The organism is Raineyella sp., from assembly GCF_034933565.1.
Taxonomy (GTDB): domain Bacteria; phylum Actinomycetota; class Actinomycetes; order Propionibacteriales; family Propionibacteriaceae; genus Raineyella.
In genome coordinates, this window is record NZ_JAYFNG010000044.1 from 1 (window position 1) to 17,881 (window position 17,881).

At 71.7% G+C, this 17,881-nt stretch carries 14 protein-coding genes; 4 read left to right on the forward strand and 10 right to left on the reverse strand.

Going from position 1 to position 17,881, the window contains the following annotated elements:
* Positions 1-138: 138 nt before the first annotated feature.
* The 6 genes from VB059_RS12035 to VB059_RS12060 form a co-directional block, all read right to left on the reverse strand.
* Positions 139-714: a DUF3017 domain-containing protein gene (locus tag VB059_RS12035; RefSeq protein ID WP_323422266.1), complete on the reverse strand. Its 576-nt coding sequence runs from the start codon at positions 712-714 to the stop codon at positions 139-141.
* Entirely contained in the window at positions 711-1,562 is an 852-nt protein-coding gene (locus tag VB059_RS12040; protein WP_323422267.1) for a bifunctional methylenetetrahydrofolate dehydrogenase/methenyltetrahydrofolate cyclohydrolase, read from the reverse strand. Before VB059_RS12040 ends, VB059_RS12035 begins: the two co-directional genes overlap by 4 nt.
* Before the next feature lie 180 nt (positions 1,563-1,742).
* Entirely contained in the window at positions 1,743-3,311 is a 1,569-nt protein-coding gene (gene purH / locus VB059_RS12045; protein ID WP_323422268.1) for a bifunctional phosphoribosylaminoimidazolecarboxamide formyltransferase/IMP cyclohydrolase, read from the reverse strand.
* Positions 3,312-3,400: 89 nt separating this feature from the next.
* Positions 3,401-4,060, reverse strand: a complete 660-nt coding sequence (purN, locus tag VB059_RS12050) for a phosphoribosylglycinamide formyltransferase (protein ID WP_323422269.1) — start codon at positions 4,058-4,060, stop codon at positions 3,401-3,403.
* A 10-nt stretch (positions 4,061-4,070) separates the two neighbouring features.
* Complete coding sequence (locus VB059_RS12055; protein WP_323422270.1) at positions 4,071-5,579, reverse strand: DUF6350 family protein; 1,509 nt, start codon at positions 5,577-5,579, stop codon at positions 4,071-4,073.
* A 432-nt stretch (positions 5,580-6,011) separates the two neighbouring features.
* On the reverse strand, positions 6,012-6,623 hold the full coding sequence (locus VB059_RS12060; RefSeq protein ID WP_323422271.1) for a hypothetical protein: 612 nt from the start codon (positions 6,621-6,623) through the stop codon (positions 6,012-6,014).
* A 160-nt stretch (positions 6,624-6,783) separates the two neighbouring features.
* Between VB059_RS12060 and VB059_RS12065 the strand changes: the two genes are divergently transcribed.
* On the forward strand, positions 6,784-8,082 hold the full coding sequence (locus VB059_RS12065; RefSeq protein WP_323422272.1) for a hypothetical protein: 1,299 nt from the start codon (positions 6,784-6,786) through the stop codon (positions 8,080-8,082).
* Positions 8,083-8,316: 234 nt separating this feature from the next.
* Here VB059_RS12065 and sucD read toward each other — a convergent pair whose 3' ends face one another.
* From sucD to VB059_RS12080, 3 genes are all read right to left on the reverse strand, one after another.
* Positions 8,317-9,219 carry a succinate--CoA ligase subunit alpha gene (sucD, locus tag VB059_RS12070; RefSeq protein WP_323422273.1) on the reverse strand — a complete coding sequence of 301 codons (903 nt, stop codon included), beginning with the start codon at positions 9,217-9,219 and terminating at the stop codon, positions 8,317-8,319.
* Positions 9,219-10,439, reverse strand: coding sequence for an ADP-forming succinate--CoA ligase subunit beta (sucC, locus tag VB059_RS12075; protein WP_323422274.1), 1,221 nt, complete (start codon positions 10,437-10,439; stop codon positions 9,219-9,221). The genes sucD and sucC overlap by 1 nt, the downstream gene beginning before the upstream one ends.
* Before the next feature lie 259 nt (positions 10,440-10,698).
* Positions 10,699-11,337 (reverse strand): cobalamin B12-binding domain-containing protein, encoded by a 639-nt coding sequence (locus tag VB059_RS12080; protein ID WP_323422275.1) that lies wholly within the window; start codon positions 11,335-11,337, stop codon positions 10,699-10,701.
* A 221-nt stretch (positions 11,338-11,558) separates the two neighbouring features.
* Here VB059_RS12080 and VB059_RS12085 point away from each other — a divergent pair, with 221 nt between their 5' ends.
* Positions 11,559-12,692 carry a peptidoglycan DD-metalloendopeptidase family protein gene (locus VB059_RS12085; RefSeq protein ID WP_323422276.1) on the forward strand — a complete coding sequence of 378 codons (1,134 nt, stop codon included), beginning with the start codon at positions 11,559-11,561 and terminating at the stop codon, positions 12,690-12,692.
* Positions 12,693-12,828: 136 nt separating this feature from the next.
* On the opposite strand, the gene VB059_RS12090 is transcribed toward VB059_RS12085, so the two are convergent.
* Complete coding sequence (locus VB059_RS12090; RefSeq protein ID WP_323422277.1) at positions 12,829-15,708, reverse strand: UvrD-helicase domain-containing protein; 2,880 nt, start codon at positions 15,706-15,708, stop codon at positions 12,829-12,831.
* A 44-nt stretch (positions 15,709-15,752) separates the two neighbouring features.
* Between VB059_RS12090 and VB059_RS12095 the strand changes: the two genes are divergently transcribed.
* A complete protein-coding gene (locus VB059_RS12095) occupies positions 15,753-17,051 on the forward strand; it encodes a phospholipase D-like domain-containing protein (RefSeq protein ID WP_323422278.1) in 1,299 nt (432 codons plus the stop codon).
* Between the two features lie 219 nt (positions 17,052-17,270).
* Positions 17,271-17,570 (forward strand): GlsB/YeaQ/YmgE family stress response membrane protein, encoded by a 300-nt coding sequence (locus VB059_RS12100; RefSeq protein ID WP_323422279.1) that lies wholly within the window; start codon positions 17,271-17,273, stop codon positions 17,568-17,570.
* Positions 17,571-17,881 lie beyond the last annotated feature (311 nt).

A 17,881-nucleotide genomic window follows, 5' to 3' on the forward strand; every position in this document is an offset into this window, starting at 1 on the left:
CCATATGGCTCCCACCCCTCTTGCGTATCTGTTCCCAGCGGACCCCCGCCATGTCAGCCCGCAACGTCGGCAGTGGGCGATCCCGGTCAGCACCCGGTGGTCACGGCACCGGCACCGGCACCGGCGCGATCCCGCGCGTCAGGAGCGGGCCAGCACCATCGCGATGATGCCGATCCCGATGGCGAGCATCCACAGGCCGTCGAAGATCCGGCCGCGGACGCGCAGCAGGCCGACCTCGCCGGAGGGGATGCTGAAGCGCATCACGGCACCGACGATCATCCCGGCTCCGATCACGCAGCTGCCCGCCTGCCACAGCCCGAGGGCGATCAGGATCACCCCCACCCCCATGATGGCCACGACGATCGCCAGCCAGGTCCGGCCCAGCCCGGGGTCGCGCCGGAGACGTTCCTTGCCGGTGAAGGGCACCCCGGCCGGCGGCAGGGTCCCCGGCGCGGGCGGATCGGGGACCAACGGGATGTTCTCGGGCCCCGGCGGCGGGGACGGGACCGCTGCGGGCGTGTCGACCCCGGCGGCGTCATCGTCCCGCGGCGCGTCGGCCGGCCTGCGGGAGCCGTCCGGCGAGCCGAACGACCGGTCTCCCGAGCCGGAGAGCCGGCTTCCTGAGCCGAACGGCGCAGCCGTGGAGCCGAACGGCGTGTCCCGATCACCGAGCGGCGAGTCCCCGGGAGTGTCCCCGGTGGCGGGGCGGCTCACCGGGCGAGCTTCTCCGCCCGCTCGACCACGTTGGCCAGCAGCATCGCCCGGGTCATCAGTCCGACGCCGCCCGGCGTCGGGGCCACCTTCGAGGCGACCTCCCACACGGACGGATCGAAGTCGCCGACCAGGCCTGCCTCGGTCCGGGTCATGCCGACGTCGACCAGCACCGCGCCGGGCTTGATCATGTCGGCGGTGATCAGGCCAGGGCTGCCGGCCGCACCCACGACGATGTCGGCGCGACGGGTGTGAGCGGCGAGGTCACGCGTACCGGTGTGGCAGAGGGTCACGGTGGCGTTCTCGGTGCGGCGGGTCAGCAGCAGGCCGAGCGGGCGGCCCACGGTCGTCCCGCGGCCGACGATGCAGACCTCGGCACCCTTGAGCTCGACGTCGTGGCGACGCAGCAGATCGACGATGCCGCGGGGGGTGCAGGGCAGCGGTGCCTCGACACCGAGCACCAGCCGGCCCAGGTTCGTCGGGTGCAGACCGTCCGCGTCCTTGTCCGGGTCGATCTGCTCGAGGGCCCAGTTGTCATCGAGATGGGCCGGCAGCGGCAGCTGCACGATGTAGCCGGTGCAGGCCGGGTCCGCGTTGAGCCGGGCGATCTCCTCGGCGAGCCGCTCGGCGGTGGTGTCCTCCGGCAGGTCGACGCGGATGGAGGCGATGCCGACCTCGGCGCAGTCACGGTGCTTGCCGCGGACGTACGCATGGCTTCCCGGGTCGTCCCCGACCAGCACGGTGCCGAGACCGGGAGTGACACCCTTCTCGACGAGGCCGGCCACGCGGGCCTTGAGGTCCTTCTTGATCGCCGCCGCGGCGATCTTGCCGTCCATCTTCGTTGCCGTCATCGGGCTCCTCCTCCGCCGGGTGGTCGAGGTGTGACGTACGTCCGGGGCCGTCCGCCGCACGCGAACAGCCTAGTGTCCCCGACCGCACCGGACCGACGGGCCCACCGGGAACGACACGGCCGGGCCCGCCCCGGAGGGTGGGCCCGGCCGATCCGACGGGCGCTGCCCGCCGGAGCCTGATCAGTGGAAGAAGTGCCGGGTCCCGGTGACGTACATCGTCACTCCGGCCGCCTTGGCGGCCTCGATGGTCTGCTCGTCGCGGATCGAGCCGCCGGGCTGCACGATCGCCTTGACCTCGGCGTCGATGAGGATCTGCGGCCCGTCGCTGAACGGGAAGAACGCGTCGGAGGCCGCGACCGACCCGGCGGCCCGATCACCGGCCCGCGCAACGGCGAGCTTGCAGGAGTCGACGCGGTTGACCTGGCCCATGCCGACACCGACGGAGGCACCGCCGCTGGCCAGCAGGATGGCATTGGACTTCACCGATCGGCAGGCCTTCCAGGCGAACAGCAGGTCGCGCAGGGTGGCCTCGTCGGCGGCCTCGCCGGCGACGAGCTGCCAATTGGCCGGATCGTCGCCCGCGGCGTCGATCCGGTCGGGCTGCTGCAGCAGCGCGCCACCGGAGATCGGCCGCAGGTCGACCGGCCGGTGGGTGTACGCGGGGGCGGTGAGCAGCCGGATGTTCTTCTTGGTCGAGAGGATCTCCAGCGCGCCGTCCTCGTAGCCGGGGGCGATCAGCACCTCGGTGAAGATGTCCTTGACCTTCTCGGCCATCGCGACCGAGACCGGCCGGTTGGTGGCGATCACCCCGCCGAACGCGGACAGCGGATCGCACGCATGGGCCTTGGCGTGGGCGTCGGCGATGTCGGTGCCGACCGCGATGCCGCACGGGTTGGCGTGCTTCATGATCGCGACGGCCGGCTCCGCGAAGTCGTACGCGGCCCGGTAGGCGGCGTCACCGTCGGTGTAGTTGTTGTACGACATCGCCTTGCCGTGGTGCTGTACGGCCTGGGTCAGGCCCTGCGGCCCGTCCTGGCTGGCATAGAGCGCGGCGGCCTGGTGGGAGTTCTCGCCGTAGCGCAGGGTCCCCTGCTTGGTCCAGGAGCCACCGACCCAGGCGGGGAAGCCGTCACCCGCGGAGGAATCGGTGAGGACCGAGCCCATCCAGGAGGCCACCGCGATGTCGTACTCGGCGGTGTGCACGAAGGCCGCTGCGGCGAGCTGCTGGCGCTCGGCCAGCGTGTACCCGCCCTCGGTCAGGGCCCGCTTGAGGTCCTCGTACTGGTCGGCCGAGGTGATGATCGCGACGCTGGGGTGGTTCTTGGCGGCTGCCCGCACCATCGACGGTCCGCCGATGTCGATCTGCTCGACGCACTCATCGGGGGTGGCGCCGGAGGCGACCGTCTCCCGGAACGGGTAGAGGTTGGACACGACCACGTCGAAGGGGGCGACCTCGAGCTCGACCAGCTGGTCGCGATGGGACTGCAGCCGACGGTCGGCCAGGATGCCCGCATGGATCTTGGGGTGGAGGGTCTTGACCCGGCCGTCGAGGCACTCGGGGAAGCCGGTCACGTCCTCGACCGGGATGACCGGGACGCCTGCCCCGGCGAGCTTCTTGGCGGTGGAGCCGGTCGAGACGACCTCGACGCCGGCCGCGGCCAGGGCCTGGCCGAGCTCCTCCAGACCTGTCTTGTCGTAGACGGACACCAGGGCTCGCTTGATGGGGAGCCGCTCGGGCGTTGCGGACATCGGACCTTCTTCCGTGGGTGGTCGGGACGGTGGAAGTCTTCGGCGGCCGGCCCCGGGTGGGATCGCCGGTCCGGCAGGGGGACGGCGGCTCAGGCGGGCGGGGCGGCGCGGTCGGCCAGCTCGGCCCGGTCAGTCTGGTCGGCATGATCGGTCTGGTCGGCATGATCGGCCGTGTCGGCCAGCTCGGCGACGGCTTCGACGAGGAGGCGGCGTTCCTCGACCTTGATTCGCTCGTGCAGGGTCTCGACGGTGTCGGCGGGGAGCACCGGGACGGCCGCCTGGGCGATGATCGACCCGGTGTCGACGCCCTCGTCGACGAAGAAGACGGTGGCCCCGGACACCTTGACACCGTACGTCAGGGCGTCACGCGGCCCGTGCGTGCCGGGGAAGGACGGCAGCAGCGCCGGGTGGGTGTTGATCATCCGGCCACCGAATCGCTCGAGGAATGTGGGGCCGACGAGCTTCATGAAGCCGGCACTGACGACGAGGTCCGGGGCGTACGCGGCGACCGTGTCGGTCAGGGTCCGGTCCCAGGCGGTCCGGTCGTCGCCCTTGCGCAGCGGGACGACGAAGGTGGGGATCCCCGCGGCGCGGCCCCGCTCCAGCCCGTACGCGCTCTCGCGGTCGGCCCCGACGGCCACCACCCTGACGTCGTGGGCTGCGGCCCAGGCGGGGTCGGCGCAGGCATCGAGCAGGGACTGCAACAGGGTGCCCGAGCCGGACACGAGGACGACAACCGAGAACGCCACGGGGGGCAGCCTACTCAGCCGGGCCCCGATGGTCAGCCTGGTCCGTTCCCGAGGACGGGTCGCCGCCGACCGCCGGCGCCGTGTCGGATGCGCTGCGGGCTGCGGTCCCTTCGGATGCACCGCCGGCTGGGGCGGTCCCGGCGGGGACGCCCGGACCGCGCAGGGTGCCGGTCAGCTCCACCGACGCCGAGGCCCGGGCGCTCCGGCGGGCGTTCAGCCAGCGGGAGATGCCGACGCCCAGTCCGGTGAGCAGGCCGCCGCAGGTGGCCAGGGTGACGGCGAGCACCAGCAGTTCGAGCGGGCGCGGCCCCAGCCCGACGAGGCGCGAGACCCCGAGATCGCCCCGGGTGAGCAGGCCGGTCCCCGCCGCCAGCAGCCCGAGGAGCAGACCGACCCCGCCCCCGAGCACTGTGCCGGTGTCGGGCCGTGTCCATCGGGTGTCGCGCAGGTACACCCAGGCGGTGAGGCCGCCGGCCACCAGGCCGCCGGCCAACCACAGCAGATTGAGGTAGCTCCCCGCCCCGGTGCCCGGCAGCGCGGCGGTGATCGGCCAGCCGGGCAGCAGACCCAGGTGGGTGTCGCTGGGCGCGACCAGCGATCCGTCGCCGAGCTCGAACCCGGCACCGAGGGTGTAGCTGACCGCCCACACGATGAAGGTGGGCAGGTACATGGCCTGGACGATGATCGCCCCGAGGCCGCCGAGGGGGCCACCGCCGAGGGCGTTGGTGAGGACGGCCAGCTGGCCCTGGTGGACCAGCAGGCCGGTGACCACGGCTGCCGAGCCGACGACGGTGAGAGTGAGCAGGCCGACAGCCAGCGCGCGCATCAGCTGCCGTCCCCGGCCGGACCACCGAGCGCCCGGGTGCCGCCCGGAGGTCCGGGCACCCGCCCACCGGACCGCCAGCGCGGCGATCACGAAGGCGCCGCCGAACGCCCGGGCGCCCTGGCCGGGGTGGCCGGCGGCGAACCCGACGGCACCGACGACGGCGGCGTAGCCGAGCGCGACCAGCCCGCCGTGGAGCAGCCGGACCGGTGGTGGGGTCCCGTCCACGGCGTGCTGCCGGCGCATCACCTCGCGGCTGACCAGCGCCACCAGCCAGAGCAGCAGCAGGGTGAGGCCGTACGGGACCAGGGTCCACCGGGTGCCGCCGAGGTACAGGCCACCGCCGTGGCCGGCCAGCCAGATCTGTGTCGAGGCGGCCACCACGGCCCCGTACGATCCGACCGGCGCGGTCAGCCAGGCCAGGGAGGCCACTGCGGTGACGGCGACCCAGCCGATCGCCGCGGCCAGCGCGGCGGCGGCCGGGATGCCGAGCCAGCCCGACCGGCGGGCCGGAGTCGTCGTCAGCGGCACCTCGGTGGGCGGCAGTTCCGGGCGTACGCCGGTGACGCCCTCGACGATGTCGTCGCGCTGGGGGTCGGGCGTACGGGCACGCCCGTCCCGGGGTGTCCGGCGGGCCCGGTCGGGCCGGCCGAGGTCCGGACGGGTGCGCGGTGGGATGTTGCGGTTCTGGCTCATGTCGGTGTCCATGCTGTCCTGCGGGGAGGGGATGGGTCGCAAAGGACACGCCCCACCGGGTAATGTCAAGGCGATCAGTGACCGTCCGGAATGATGCGTCGTGACGGCGCCGCCCGGCGTCGCTCCGCCGCCTCCGGCTCCGTTCGCTCACCGGATCGGCGGCAGGACTGGAAGGACTGAAGTGGACGACAACGTGTCCGAGGCGCCTCGGCCCCGTCGTGCGGCATCCCCGCCGCCCGAGGACGGTCCGCAGCGCCCCGAGAACGCGGGCGGCGAACAGCCCAAGCGAGCACGTCGCTCCCTGGGCCCGCTTCCCGAGGAGGACCACCCTGCGGCGGGCCCCGCCGCGCCGGCACGTCCTGCCCGGCCCATGACCCCCGCCGTCGGTGAGAGCCCGTCGGCAGGTGAGAGCCCGTCACCGAGCGCGAGTCCCTATCGCAGCCCCGGCCCCGACCGGCCGCTGAGCCCCACCAGCCCGACCGGCCCGACCCGCGGGTCCGGCCCACAGCCACAGCGCAGCGCGGCCCCGGCCCAGCCGGCCTCCGGCGCGTCGGGCCCGTCCGGCGAGCCCTCGCCGTGGACCACCGGCCTCACGCCCGCCCAGAGTGCGCCCGGGTTGCCCACCAGTCCCACCAGCCCGGTGGGTCCGGCCCGAGCGGCCAGCCCGTGGCGTACGGCTACCCCGGCCACCCCGCCGCCCGCGACACCGCCGGCCACCACGACACCGACCGGAGCAAAACCGGCCACCCCGCCGCCGGCCGCGACGACACCGACCACCCCGACCCCGACGGCCCGTCCGTCCCGACGCGCCCAGTCGCCGGCGACCCCACCGAACGATCTCCCCCAGTCCTTGACCGAGACCGGCATCACCCCGGCCATCACGGCCGAGCAGGAGATGTGGCGCCCGCCGAGTGCCGCGGCGTCCCCGGCGTCCCCGCCGTCCGGTCGGACGTACGACACCACTGGTCTGACCCCGGCGGTCGGGGCCACCGGACGGATCCCCGCCACGGACACCACCAGCAGCCTCCCCGCGGTCGACGCCATGGGTGACTCCACCACCTCCGGTGCCGGGACCCCGTCGCCGACCGGACCCGCTCCCGCCACCCCGAGCACGTCCGCCCCCGACACGTCCTCCGCCGCGCCGACGGCAGGCGGGGGCGGAGGCGGGACACCGCCGCCGCGCGGCCGGGGTCCCTCGCGCGCCATGGACGGCGGGGGGATCAGCGCATGGCTCACCCGGCGCAACATCATCATCGGCGCGATCGCGCTCGTGGTGGTGGTCGGTGTCATCGTCACGACCGTGCTGTTCCGCGCACGGATGTCCGGCCCGACGGCGACCGGCCCCCAGACGGTCACCGGTGCTCCGGTCCTCTCGGCGGCCGCGATGCTCACCGCCGACGACGCCCGCCGGCTCGACGACAAGACGACCTGGGCCGAGACCCTCACCCAGACCAGGGCCGATTCGAACGCACCTCGGCCGAACTGCCTGACCACCGATGCCCAGGGCGTTCCGCTCCCCCAGGCCACGATGATCCGCAACATCCAGGGTGGGGGGGACCCCAACACCAATCTCCTCAACGAGGCCGTCCAGTTCGCCTCCGCCCAGGACGCCACCACCGCCGCAGCGATCTGGACCGCCCAACTGGGTGGCTGCGAGCGTCCGGTCAGCTACCTGGAGGGCGGCTGGACGGTGAGCAACGTCGGCGACAGCTCGGCCGGCGTGTCCGCGATCGTGCAGGACAAGACCTCGGTCCACCACACGGTGATGCTGAGCCGCAGCGGTTCGGTGATCACCATCGTCGACGCCAGCAAGCCGAACACGACCCCGGACGGCGCCGTCGTCGCCGGACTCCTCGGCACCGCTGTGGGCCGTACGTGCCACGCGGCCGGCGGTGCCTGCCCCACCGACCCGACCGCAAGCGCGGGGATCCCGCCGAAGACGGCGGCCAACCCCGAGTTCCTGGCCACCGCGGATCTGCCACGGATCACCGCCGGGACCGGACGCTGGGGCGCCACCGACCCGTCGACCAGTTTCGACTTCATCGGCAGCCAGTGCGAGGGCAAGGACCTGGCCAATGTGGCCGGCCCGACGGCGCGCAAGCACCGGGCCTACCTGCTGCAGGAGGACGCCGCGGCTCCGCAGACCTTCGGCGTCGACGAGTACGTGCTGACCTTCCCCGACCGCGCGTCGGCCGACTCCCTGGTCAAGGACATCAGCGGGTCGATCGACGGCTGCGAGAAGGCGATGCTGACCGCCAAGGTGCAGAAGACCGACGACCTCGCTGCGCCGGGCGCCGGCGGCAAGGACGTCACCGGCCGCACCTGGGTCGTCACCCAGCAGGTGAACCAGACGTCGAAGCAGAAGTACCGCCTCGCCCTGGCGCAGGTCGACAACACGGTGATCTACCTCCTGGCACCGACCGGCGACTCGTTCGACTTCGACAACGGCCAGTGGAAGTCCATCGGCGACCGCTCCGGGGTGCGCCTCAGCCTCACCCTGTAGAGGTCGTACGCCACGACCGCCGCGCGTCGGCGAGTGATGGCTTGCCGACCGACGGCCTTGTGACGCGGACGAGCGCCCCGCGACGGCCCGCCGTGACACCGCCCGCCGTGGCACAGGACGAGACGACGCCAGCAGCACGGAATCGGCACGAGGGGCTCCCGGGAAATCCCGGGAGCCCCTCGTCCGCTGTCCTTCTACGGTGCCGACGGTGATCGTCGGCGGCCGGTCAGTGCCTCACAGACCCAGCTCGGCGATCAGCTCCTTGGCGAGCTCGGCGGTCTGCGAGGGGGTGTTGCCCACCCGGACACCGACAGCCTCGAGGGCTTCCTTCTTGGCCTGCGCGGTGCCCGCGGAGCCGGAGACGATGGCGCCGGCATGGCCCATCGTCTTCCCCTTCGGCGCGGTGAAGCCGGCGACGTACGCCACGACCGGCTTCGTCACGTTCTCCTTGATGTAGGCCGCGGCGCGCTCCTCGGCGTCGCCGCCGATCTCGCCGATCATCACGATGACCTTGGTCTCGGGATCGGCCTCGAACGCCTCGAGCGCCTCCACGTGGGTGGTGCCGATGATCGGGTCGCCACCGATGCCGACGGCGGTGGAGATGCCGATCTCACGCAGCTCGAACATCATCTGGTACGTCAGGGTGCCCGACTTCGACACCAGCCCGATCGGGCCGGGGCCGGTGATGCCGGACGGGATGATCCCCGCGTTGGACTCACCCGGCGACTGGATGCCGGGGCAGTTCGGGCCGAGGATGCGGCTGGTGCCCTTCTCCTTGGCGTACGTGTAGAACTCGGCGGTGTCGTGGACCGGGACACCCTCGGTGATCACGACGATGAGCGGGATCCCCGCGTCCACGGCCTCGATGACCGCGCCCTTGGTGAACTTGGCCGGGACGAAGATGACCGAGACGTTCGCCCCGTCCTTCTCCATGGCCTCGGCCACGGTCGCCCGGATCGGCACGGAGGCGTGGCCGCCGGCCCAGGAGAAGTCCAGTGCCTGGCCGGCCTTCTTCGGGTTGGTGCCCGCGACGACCTTGGCGCCGGAGGCGAGCATCAGCTGACCGTGCTTGCGCCCCTCGGAGCCGGTGAGGCCCTGGACGACGATCTTGGAGTTGGAGTCGAGAAGGATGGTCATCAGTTCTTGCCTTCCGGGGCATCGCGAAGTTCTTCGACGGTGGCCACGCCGGCCGCCAGCTGGGCGGCCATCCGGGCGCCGCCGTCCATGGTGGTGGCGATCACCACGACACCGGCCAGTCGTTCGCGCGCCTTGCGCAGCACCTGGCGGCCACCGGCCGCGTTGTTGCCGTCGAGACGCAGCACCAGCGGCTTGTTCGCCCGCTCGCCGAGCAGCTCGAGGGCCTGCACGATGCCCTGGGCCACCTGCTCGCAGGAAGTGATGCCGCCGTAGACGTTGACGAACACACTCTTCACGTCGGCGTCGGACAGGATGAGGGAGAGGCCGTTGGCCATCACCTCGGCGGAGGCGCCGCCGCCGATGTCGAGGAAGTTCGCCGGGCGGGGCTTGCCGGGCAGATCCTCGCCGGCGTACGCCACGACATCGAGGGTGCTCATCATCAGGCCCGCACCGTTGCCGATGACACCGACGTTGCCGTCGAGCTTGACGTAGTTGAGGCCCTGCTCGCGCGCCTTCTGCTCCAGCGGGTCGACCGCCGAGCTGTCGGCCAGTGCCTCGTGCGCCGGGTGCCGGAAGGCGGCGTTGTCGTCCAGGGTGATCTTCCCGTCCAGGGCGATCATCGAACCGTCGCCGGCCCTGATCAGCGGGTTGACCTCGACCAGGGTGGCGTCCTCGTCGCGGAAGACCTCCCAGAGCTTCTGGAAGATGGCCTCCAGGGCGGGGCGATCGGCCTCGTCGAAGCCGGCCGCTGCGGTGATCTCAGCGGCCTTGGCGGCATCGACGCCGACGAGCGGGCTGATCGCCACACGGGCCAGCTGGTCGGGGTGCTCGACGGCCAGCGTCTCGATGTCCATGCCGCCGCTGCGCGAGCACATCGCCAGGTAGCGACGCTCCGAGCGGTCGACGAGGATGGAGAAGTAGTACTCCGCGGCGATGTCGGCGCCCTCGGTGACCATCACCCGGTGGACGGTGTGGCCCTTGATGTCCATGCCGAGGATCTGGCCGGCCACCTCCTGCGCCTCGTCGGCCGTCCGGGCCAGCTTCACCCCTCCGGCCTTGCCACGCCCGCCGGTCTTGACCTGCGCCTTGATGACTGCCGGCCATCCGAGTTCTTCGGCAACCTGACGGGCCTCGGCGGGGGTGGTTGCGGTCTGCGCCCGCATCACCGATACGCCATAGGACTCGAACAGGTCGCGGGCCTGATACTCGTACAGATCCATCGCGATCCTTTCGCCTCGACGGGCAGCACGGTTGCACCGCCCGCGCCCCGGCGTGGGCGCGCGGGGCATACAACGGCGTTGAGTCTAATGCCGCCGGATCCGGGACGGACCCCGCCCCTCCGCTCCGCCACGAACCATCGCCCGGGGACGACGACGGCCGGCAGGCGATCCCCGCATGCGGGGAGCGACCGGCCGGCCGGAATCTCGTCATGGCCACGCGGGCCGGGCCACTCCCCCGGTTCCGCGTACGCCCTCGCCGTCAGGCGGCGTGGCTGTGGACGTTCTCCTTGACCCAGTCGACGATGCTCTCCATCGTGGTGCCGGGGGTGAAGATGTGCGCAGCGCCCATGTCGTAGAGCGGCTGGATGTCCTCCTCCGGAATGATCCCGCCGCCGAAGACGACGATGTCGGCGGCGTCCTGCGCCTTGAGCTGCTCGATGACGTCCTGGAAGAGGGTCAGGTGCGCACCGGACAGCACCGACAGGCCGATCCCGTCGGCGTCCTCGGCGATCGCGGTCTGCACGATCTGCTCCGGGGTCTGGTGCAGACCGGTGTAGATGACCTCCATGCCAGCATCGCGAAGGGCGCGGGCGACAACCTTGGCCCCGCGGTCGTGGCCATCAAGGCCGGGCTTGGCGACTACCACTCGAATCCGTACGTTCGTATCCACGTGCCATAGCCTAGCCGTGCCCCTTCTGACGCGTGGGGCGACCCCGTCAACAGTTCGTGCCGATGCGGACCGTCCATCGGGGCGGGCCGACAGGGGCCACGACGCGGACCGACCGAGGCTGCAGAAGCAAGCCCGCCGGGGCCATGGCGGCACGCCGACCGGGGCTACCGGGGCGGGCCGACCGGTGGCCGTGGCGGCGGCCCCGGCCACCGGGTCCCGCACCCTCACCCTCGAGCGACCGAGCCTCTCGGCCCCCTACGGGAAACGTGCTCTTCTTCACACTCCGCACGGCGGCCCGGCGCGGATCCTTCGACGTTCGGCCACCGGGGGTCCCGTCCGTCGGCTCCCCGATTTGTTTCTCGCTTTATCAATCCGTTATGTTCACTCTCGGCACTCGGAGACCTACCAGGGATCGGGCGCCGTCCGGGTACCCGAACCAAGGAGAACACGTGTCACGGATCCCGACACCTTCGTCGCATCCTCGACGCGCCGTCGCCGACGAGCCGCAGGGATCGACCATCGGGCCCACCCGCACCACCTTCACTTCTCTCCATGACCGCTTCCAGCAGTCCGGCACCGACGCTGCATCCGGCCGTTACGCCGTGATCGCCGGGGCCGAGGAGGCCGACGAGAATCGGCACACGCTCAACACCAGCCTGGCGGCCCTGACCGTCTCCGCCCTCGGGCTCGCCGTGGCCGGCGCGATCTCCCTGACGTCCAACGCCCAGGCCGCGAATCCCCAGGCCACCCTCGAGGCCCGTCAGCAGTCCGCCGGGTCCTCCCCGAACGTCGCCCAGCCGGCTCCGGTGAGCGCCCCGGACACCCCGACGGGTGGCGGCGCCGCCAACACCGATGCCTCCTCGCCCGACGGCCAGGCCGGCGGCCTGGAGCGCTCCACCGACCAGACCTCACGGACAGCCGCCCGTACGGAACTGGACGCGGCGATGAGCGTCCAACTGGCGACCGAGCGGTCCAAGCAGCTGTCCGCGGCCAACGACACCGCTGCGGTGGCCTCCCGGGACAAGGCGCTGGCCTCGCGGTCGGCCCTGCTCAACGACTCGAAGAACGCCGCGTCCTCCCAGAACGATCGTCTGAAGAACCAGGCCGCCACCCCGCAGGGCACCCTCAGCGCCAGCGCCGCGCAGGCCTCGATCTCCACGTCCGGCGGCGCCGCGACCCCGTTGAAGCCCGGCACCTACACCCTCGGCTCCCGTTTCGGCGCCGTCGGCTCCTGGGCGCGCTACCACACCGGTCAGGACTTCCCCGCCCCCATTGGCACGCCGATCTACGCCGCGGCCGACGGTGTCGTCGCCGCCCCGAACGGCGGCGGGTGGGCCGGCACGCACGTGGTCATCGACCACTCCGGTGGCGGTGCGACCCTCTACGCCCACATGTCCTCCACGACCGTACGGTTGGGCCAGCAGGTCAGTGCCGGGCAGCTGATCGGCTACGTCGGCATCACCGGCCGGTCCTTCGGCCCGCACCTGCACTGGGAGTACTACCCGAACGCCAAGACCGTCGGCGACCCGTACACCACCGCCAACCCGGTCGCCTGGCTCGCCGCCCGCGGCGTCGCCGTCTGATTCACCATCCCCCGCTCAGCGGAACGTACGACCGAGCCCGGCCCCTGGAGGGGCCGGGCTCTTGTCCTGTTCCGGGTGGTAGGTCCGGGCCCCTGTCCCCGGGGCGTACGTCAGGGCCCCTGTTCCGGGGTGTACGTCAGAGCTTCTCCATCGGGGCGTGGCGCAGCGACAGCCGCTTGACGCCCAGGGAACCGAAGTCGACGTCGGCCTTGGCGTTCTGGCCGGTCCCCATGGTGTCGACGACGGTGCCCAGCCCGAACGAGGTGTGCAGCACCCGATCACCGACCGCCACCGCGTCCACGTGCGGGCCCCGCGGGGGCTGGCCCGAGCCGAAGATCCGTCCGCCCTCGGTGCGCTCGCGGGCCGACGAGGTCCGGCCGGCGGCGCGGATCTCCCAGGTCGCGGCCGGCTCGATCAGCCGGCGCCAGTCGAGGAGCTCCTCGGGCATGTCCGCGATGAACCGGCTGGCCGGGTTGTACGACGGCTGGCCCCACTGGGTCCGGACCACCGCACGGGTGAGGAACAGCCGTTTGCGGGCCCGGGTGATCCCCACGTACGCGAGGCGCCGCTCCTCCTCCAGCTCGTCGGGATCGTCGAGTGCCCGCATGTGCGGGAAGACGCCGTCCTCGAAGCCGGTCAGGAAGACGGTGTCGAACTCCAGGCCCTTGGCGGTGTGCAGCGTCATCAGGGTGACCACGCCCTCCTCGTCGCCCTCAGGGACCGCGTCGGCGTCGGCGACCAGTGCGATCCGCTCGAGGAACGCCGGTAGCGAGTCGTCCGGTTCCGGGGCGCCCGCCCCGAGGCCACCGAGCTCACCCGGCGCCCGGGACCGGGCCGCGTCGTCCGCCGCCCCGTCTCCGTCGCGATCCCCGTCAGCGGCAGAGCCGGCGGCCGGACCACCCGGGGGCACATCATCGACATTGTCGGCGCCGTCCCGATCCGGGTCGGCCGCGAGCGGGGTGCCGGTCTGCGGGTCGATCGGCCGACCGGTCTCGTCATCGATGTCGACGACGTGGGCCTGGGCGACGAACTCCTCCGCCACCGCCACGAACTCGGTCAGGTTCTCCAGTCGGCTCTCGTCCTGCAGGTCGGTGCTGTTGCGCAGCGCGTCGACGTACCCGGAAGCCTGCAGGATCGAGGCGAGGATCTCGTCCGCCGCAGCTCCCTCGGCCATCATCGTCCGGTGGTCGGCCATCATCGTGGCGAACGCCCGCAGGTTCGACGCGGACCGGGTGGCCAGCCCCTCGATCTCGTCGAGCCGCTCCAACGCCGACCCGAAGCTGATCCGCTCCCGATCCGCGAAGTGCTGCACCAGCTCCTGGGCGCGGTCGCCGATCCCTCGTTTGGGTTCGTTGATCACGCGGCGTACGGAGACGTCGTCGTGCGGGTTCGCGATCGCCTTGAGGTAGCCGATCGCGTCGCGGACCTCCTTGCGCTCGTAGAACCGCACCCCGCCGACGACCCGATAGGGCAGCCCGACCCGGATGAACACGTCCTCGAAGGCACGCGACTGCGCGTTGGTCCGGTAGAACACCGCCGTCTGGCCGTACGTGGTCGAGCCGGCGTCCACCAGCCGGTCGATCTCGTCGGCGACGAACTGGGCCTCACCGTGTTCGGTGTCGGCCACGTAACCGACGATCTTCTCCCCCTGGCCCGCGTCGGACCACAGCCGCTTCTTCGGGCGGTCCGGATTCTTCGCGATCACCGCGTTGGCGGCCGAGAGCACGGTCTGGGTGGAGCGGTAATTCTGCTCCAGCAGGATCGTCCGGGCCCCCGGGAAGTCCTTCTCGAAGTCGAGGATGTTGCGGATCGTCGCGCCCCGGAAGGCGTAGATCGACTGGTCCGAGTCGCCGACGACCATCAGCTCGGGCGGGTCCATCGGGATGATCCCGGCCTCGGCCAGCCCCTCCTGGTCGCGGTCCGCATTCGGCGCGCAGAGTTCGCGGACCAGCGCGTACTGGGCGGGGTTGGTGTCCTGGTACTCGTCGACCAGCACGTGGCGGAACCGCCGCCGGTACTTCTCGCGGACCTCCGGGAACTCGCGGAACAGCCGGACGGTCTCCATGATCAGGTCGTCGAAGTCGTACGCCTCGGCCGCCCGCAGCCGACGCTGGTAGTCGGCATAGACGCCCGGATAGAGCTCCTCCTGCCCGCGCGGCGCCCGGCTCGCGGACCCCTCGGGGCGGACCAGCTCGTTCTTGCACGCCGAGATCCAGTTGAGCAGTTCCCGTGGCTGGTACCGCTTCGGGTCGAGTTCCCGCTCCCGGCAGATCATCTGCATCAGCCGCTTGGAGTCGACGGTGTCGTAGATCGAGAAGTTGGTGGACCGGTCGAAATGCCCGATCTCGGAGCGCAGGATGCGCACGCAGGCGGAGTGGAAGGTCGACACCCACATCACCCGGGCCCGCGGCCCGACCAGGTCCACCACCCGGGAGCGCATCTCGGCCGCCGCCTTGTTGGTGAAGGTGATGGCCAGGATGGAGCCGGGGTGGACGTCACGTACGCCCACCAGGTACGCGATCCGCCGGGTGAGGACCCGGGTCTTGCCCGATCCCGCCCCCGCCACGACGAGCACCGGTGCCCCGGCGTGGATCACCGCCTCGCGCTGCGGATCGTTGAGACCGTCGACGAGTTCCTCGGGCGTCACCCTGTGCCGGCCGCGCCCCCCCGGCCGGCGCCCACCGGCCTGACCGGGTGCCGGCTCCCCGGGTGCGGCCTCTCCGGGGACCGACTGCGCGAAACCCGGCAGCCCGGATGCCCGTTCTCCGGGAACCGACTGCCCGGAGACCGACTGCCCGGAGACCGACTGCGCAGAGACCGGCGACGCTGCCCCGGTCGGGTCCGTCCCCGTACGCTCCTTCCGGGTCTCGCGCGGTGTCCCCGCCCGGGACGCGTCGGCGCGATCACCGGCCCGCCCACCGGGACGGGTCGCGTCCGCCGACGACGAGCCGCGTCGGGTGGGTGCCCCGAGGGCACCGAAGGCGGGGAACAGGGTCGGCGAATCAGCTTCGTTCATGGCACCGCCAAGCCTAGATGCTCCCTGGCGCTATTTTGGTTCCCATGCCAGAGCATCGAGGCCCCGCGTCGACCGGGCCGGCAGGTTCCCTGGTCCGGGTCCTCCTGCAGACGCCAGTTCCACGCATCCGTACGCTCCTGACCCGGCTGTTCACTCTGGTCGGCGTCCTCCAGGCGATCAGCATCGCCGGGCTCCAGGTGGCGGCCTACCTGCGCAAGCGCCGCGCCGGCCCGGCGCGGTTCCCGCGGACGCCCCCAGAGGAGTTCGCCACGGCCGAGGGCACCGCGACGATCTTCACCTACGGGCAGGACCTCTACGACGACATGCTGGCGGCGATCCGGTCGGCCGAGCACAGCATCTACTTCGAGACCTTCATCTGGAAGGCCGACGAGGTCGGCCAGGCCTTCAAGGACGCATTCATCGAGGCCGCCGAGCGCGGCGTCGACGTGTACGTCGTCTGGGACCACTTCGCCAACCTCGTCGTCGACCAGGACTTCTTCACCTTCCCCGCCTCGGTGCACGCCCGACGCCACCCGTTCTACCTGCGCTGGCCGCGGGGCTGGCGACTGGGGAAGTTCGCCCGCAACCATCGCAAGGTGCTGGTGGTCGACCTGGCGACCGCCTGGGTCGGCGGCTACAACCTCGGCTCGCGCTACGCGAGCGACTGGCGCGACACCCACGTACGCCTCACCGGCCCGGTGGCGGCCGACCTCGGCGACGCTTTCGTCGACTACTGGAACGCGATCGGCGGTCGCCGTGGGGTGCACCTCGACGAGCCCCGGGACCGGGCCTGGCACACCGCCTCACGGATCCACCGCAACGTCCCGATGTACGCGACCTACCCGATCCGGGGTCTCTACCTGGAGGCGATCGACCGGGCCAGCCAGCGGATCTGGTTGACCCACGCCTACCTGATCCCCGACCAGGACCTCCTTGAGGGCATCCTCAAAGCGGCGGCCCGCGGCGTGGACGTCCGGATCATCATCCCGGCGGAGTCGAACCACATCGAGGCCGACTGGCTGTCCCGGGGCTTCTACGGGGCGCTGCTGCGCGGTGGCGTCCGCCTCTTCCTCTACCAGCATGCGATGGTGCACTCCAAGACGGCCACCATCGACGGGGAGTGGGCGACGATCGGGACGGCCAACCTCGACCGGTTGAGCCTGGTGGGCAACTACGAGATCAACGTCGAGTTCATGGACCCGGCGGTCGCCCGGCGGATGGAGACGATCTTCTCGACCGACCTGACGAACTGCCGCGAACTGACCCTGCCGGAGTGGCAGCGCCGGCCGCTGATGGCGAAGGCCTCCGAAGACCTGCTGCGCCCGTTCCGGCCCCTCCTCTGACATTCGCGACACCGCCCGACCGCTGGCATCCGGCACCCCGCCCGACCGCTGGCATCCCGTCCGACCGCTGATATCCGGCACCCCGCCCGACTGCTGAATCCGGGACGCCACCGGTGGACACACGCCGGGACGCGGGGACCCTTGGGGGTGAACCCCGGGAGATCACCCGAAGCCCCTCAAAGTGAGCCACCCCACACCGGCCGCTCCTAGAGTGGAGGCATGAGTACTGTGCTTGTCGCTCCGTTGGTGACCGGGCTCGGTCTGAGCTGGGTCAGCGTCATCATCATCGGCCTCATCGCCGGTGCCATCGCCAAGGCCATCCTCCCGGGCAACGACCCGAGCGGATGGATCATCTCCCTCGTCCTCGGTGTCCTCGGCGCCTTCGTCGGGGGGTGGATCGCCCAGATGGTCGGCTTCACCGGCGGGGGGTTCTTCTCCATCGGCGTGTGGCTGTTCGCCATCGTCGGCTGTGTCGTCGTGCTGTTCGTCTACGGACTACTCACCAAGAAGCGGGGCTGACACCTCCCGCAGCGTCATGTCTGCCGGCGCCTCTCCCGGCGTGCCCGGGCGCCGCACACCTCTCGCGGCGTCCCTGCTCCCCGCACCATTTCTCGTGGCGCTCCCTGCCCATCCTTCGCCCGCATCCCTCACCTGACGTTCGAGCCCCGACCGGATCGCCGGCCGGGGCTCGGACTGTGCTCGGCCTCCTCGTACTTGCGCTCCTCGTACGTGGCGCTCCTCGGTGTGCCGTGTTGTCCGGGGTCCGGCATCGCTCGATGTCCCGTACCGTTCGGTTCCTGGCACCACTCAGCACGCCACGCTGTTCGACG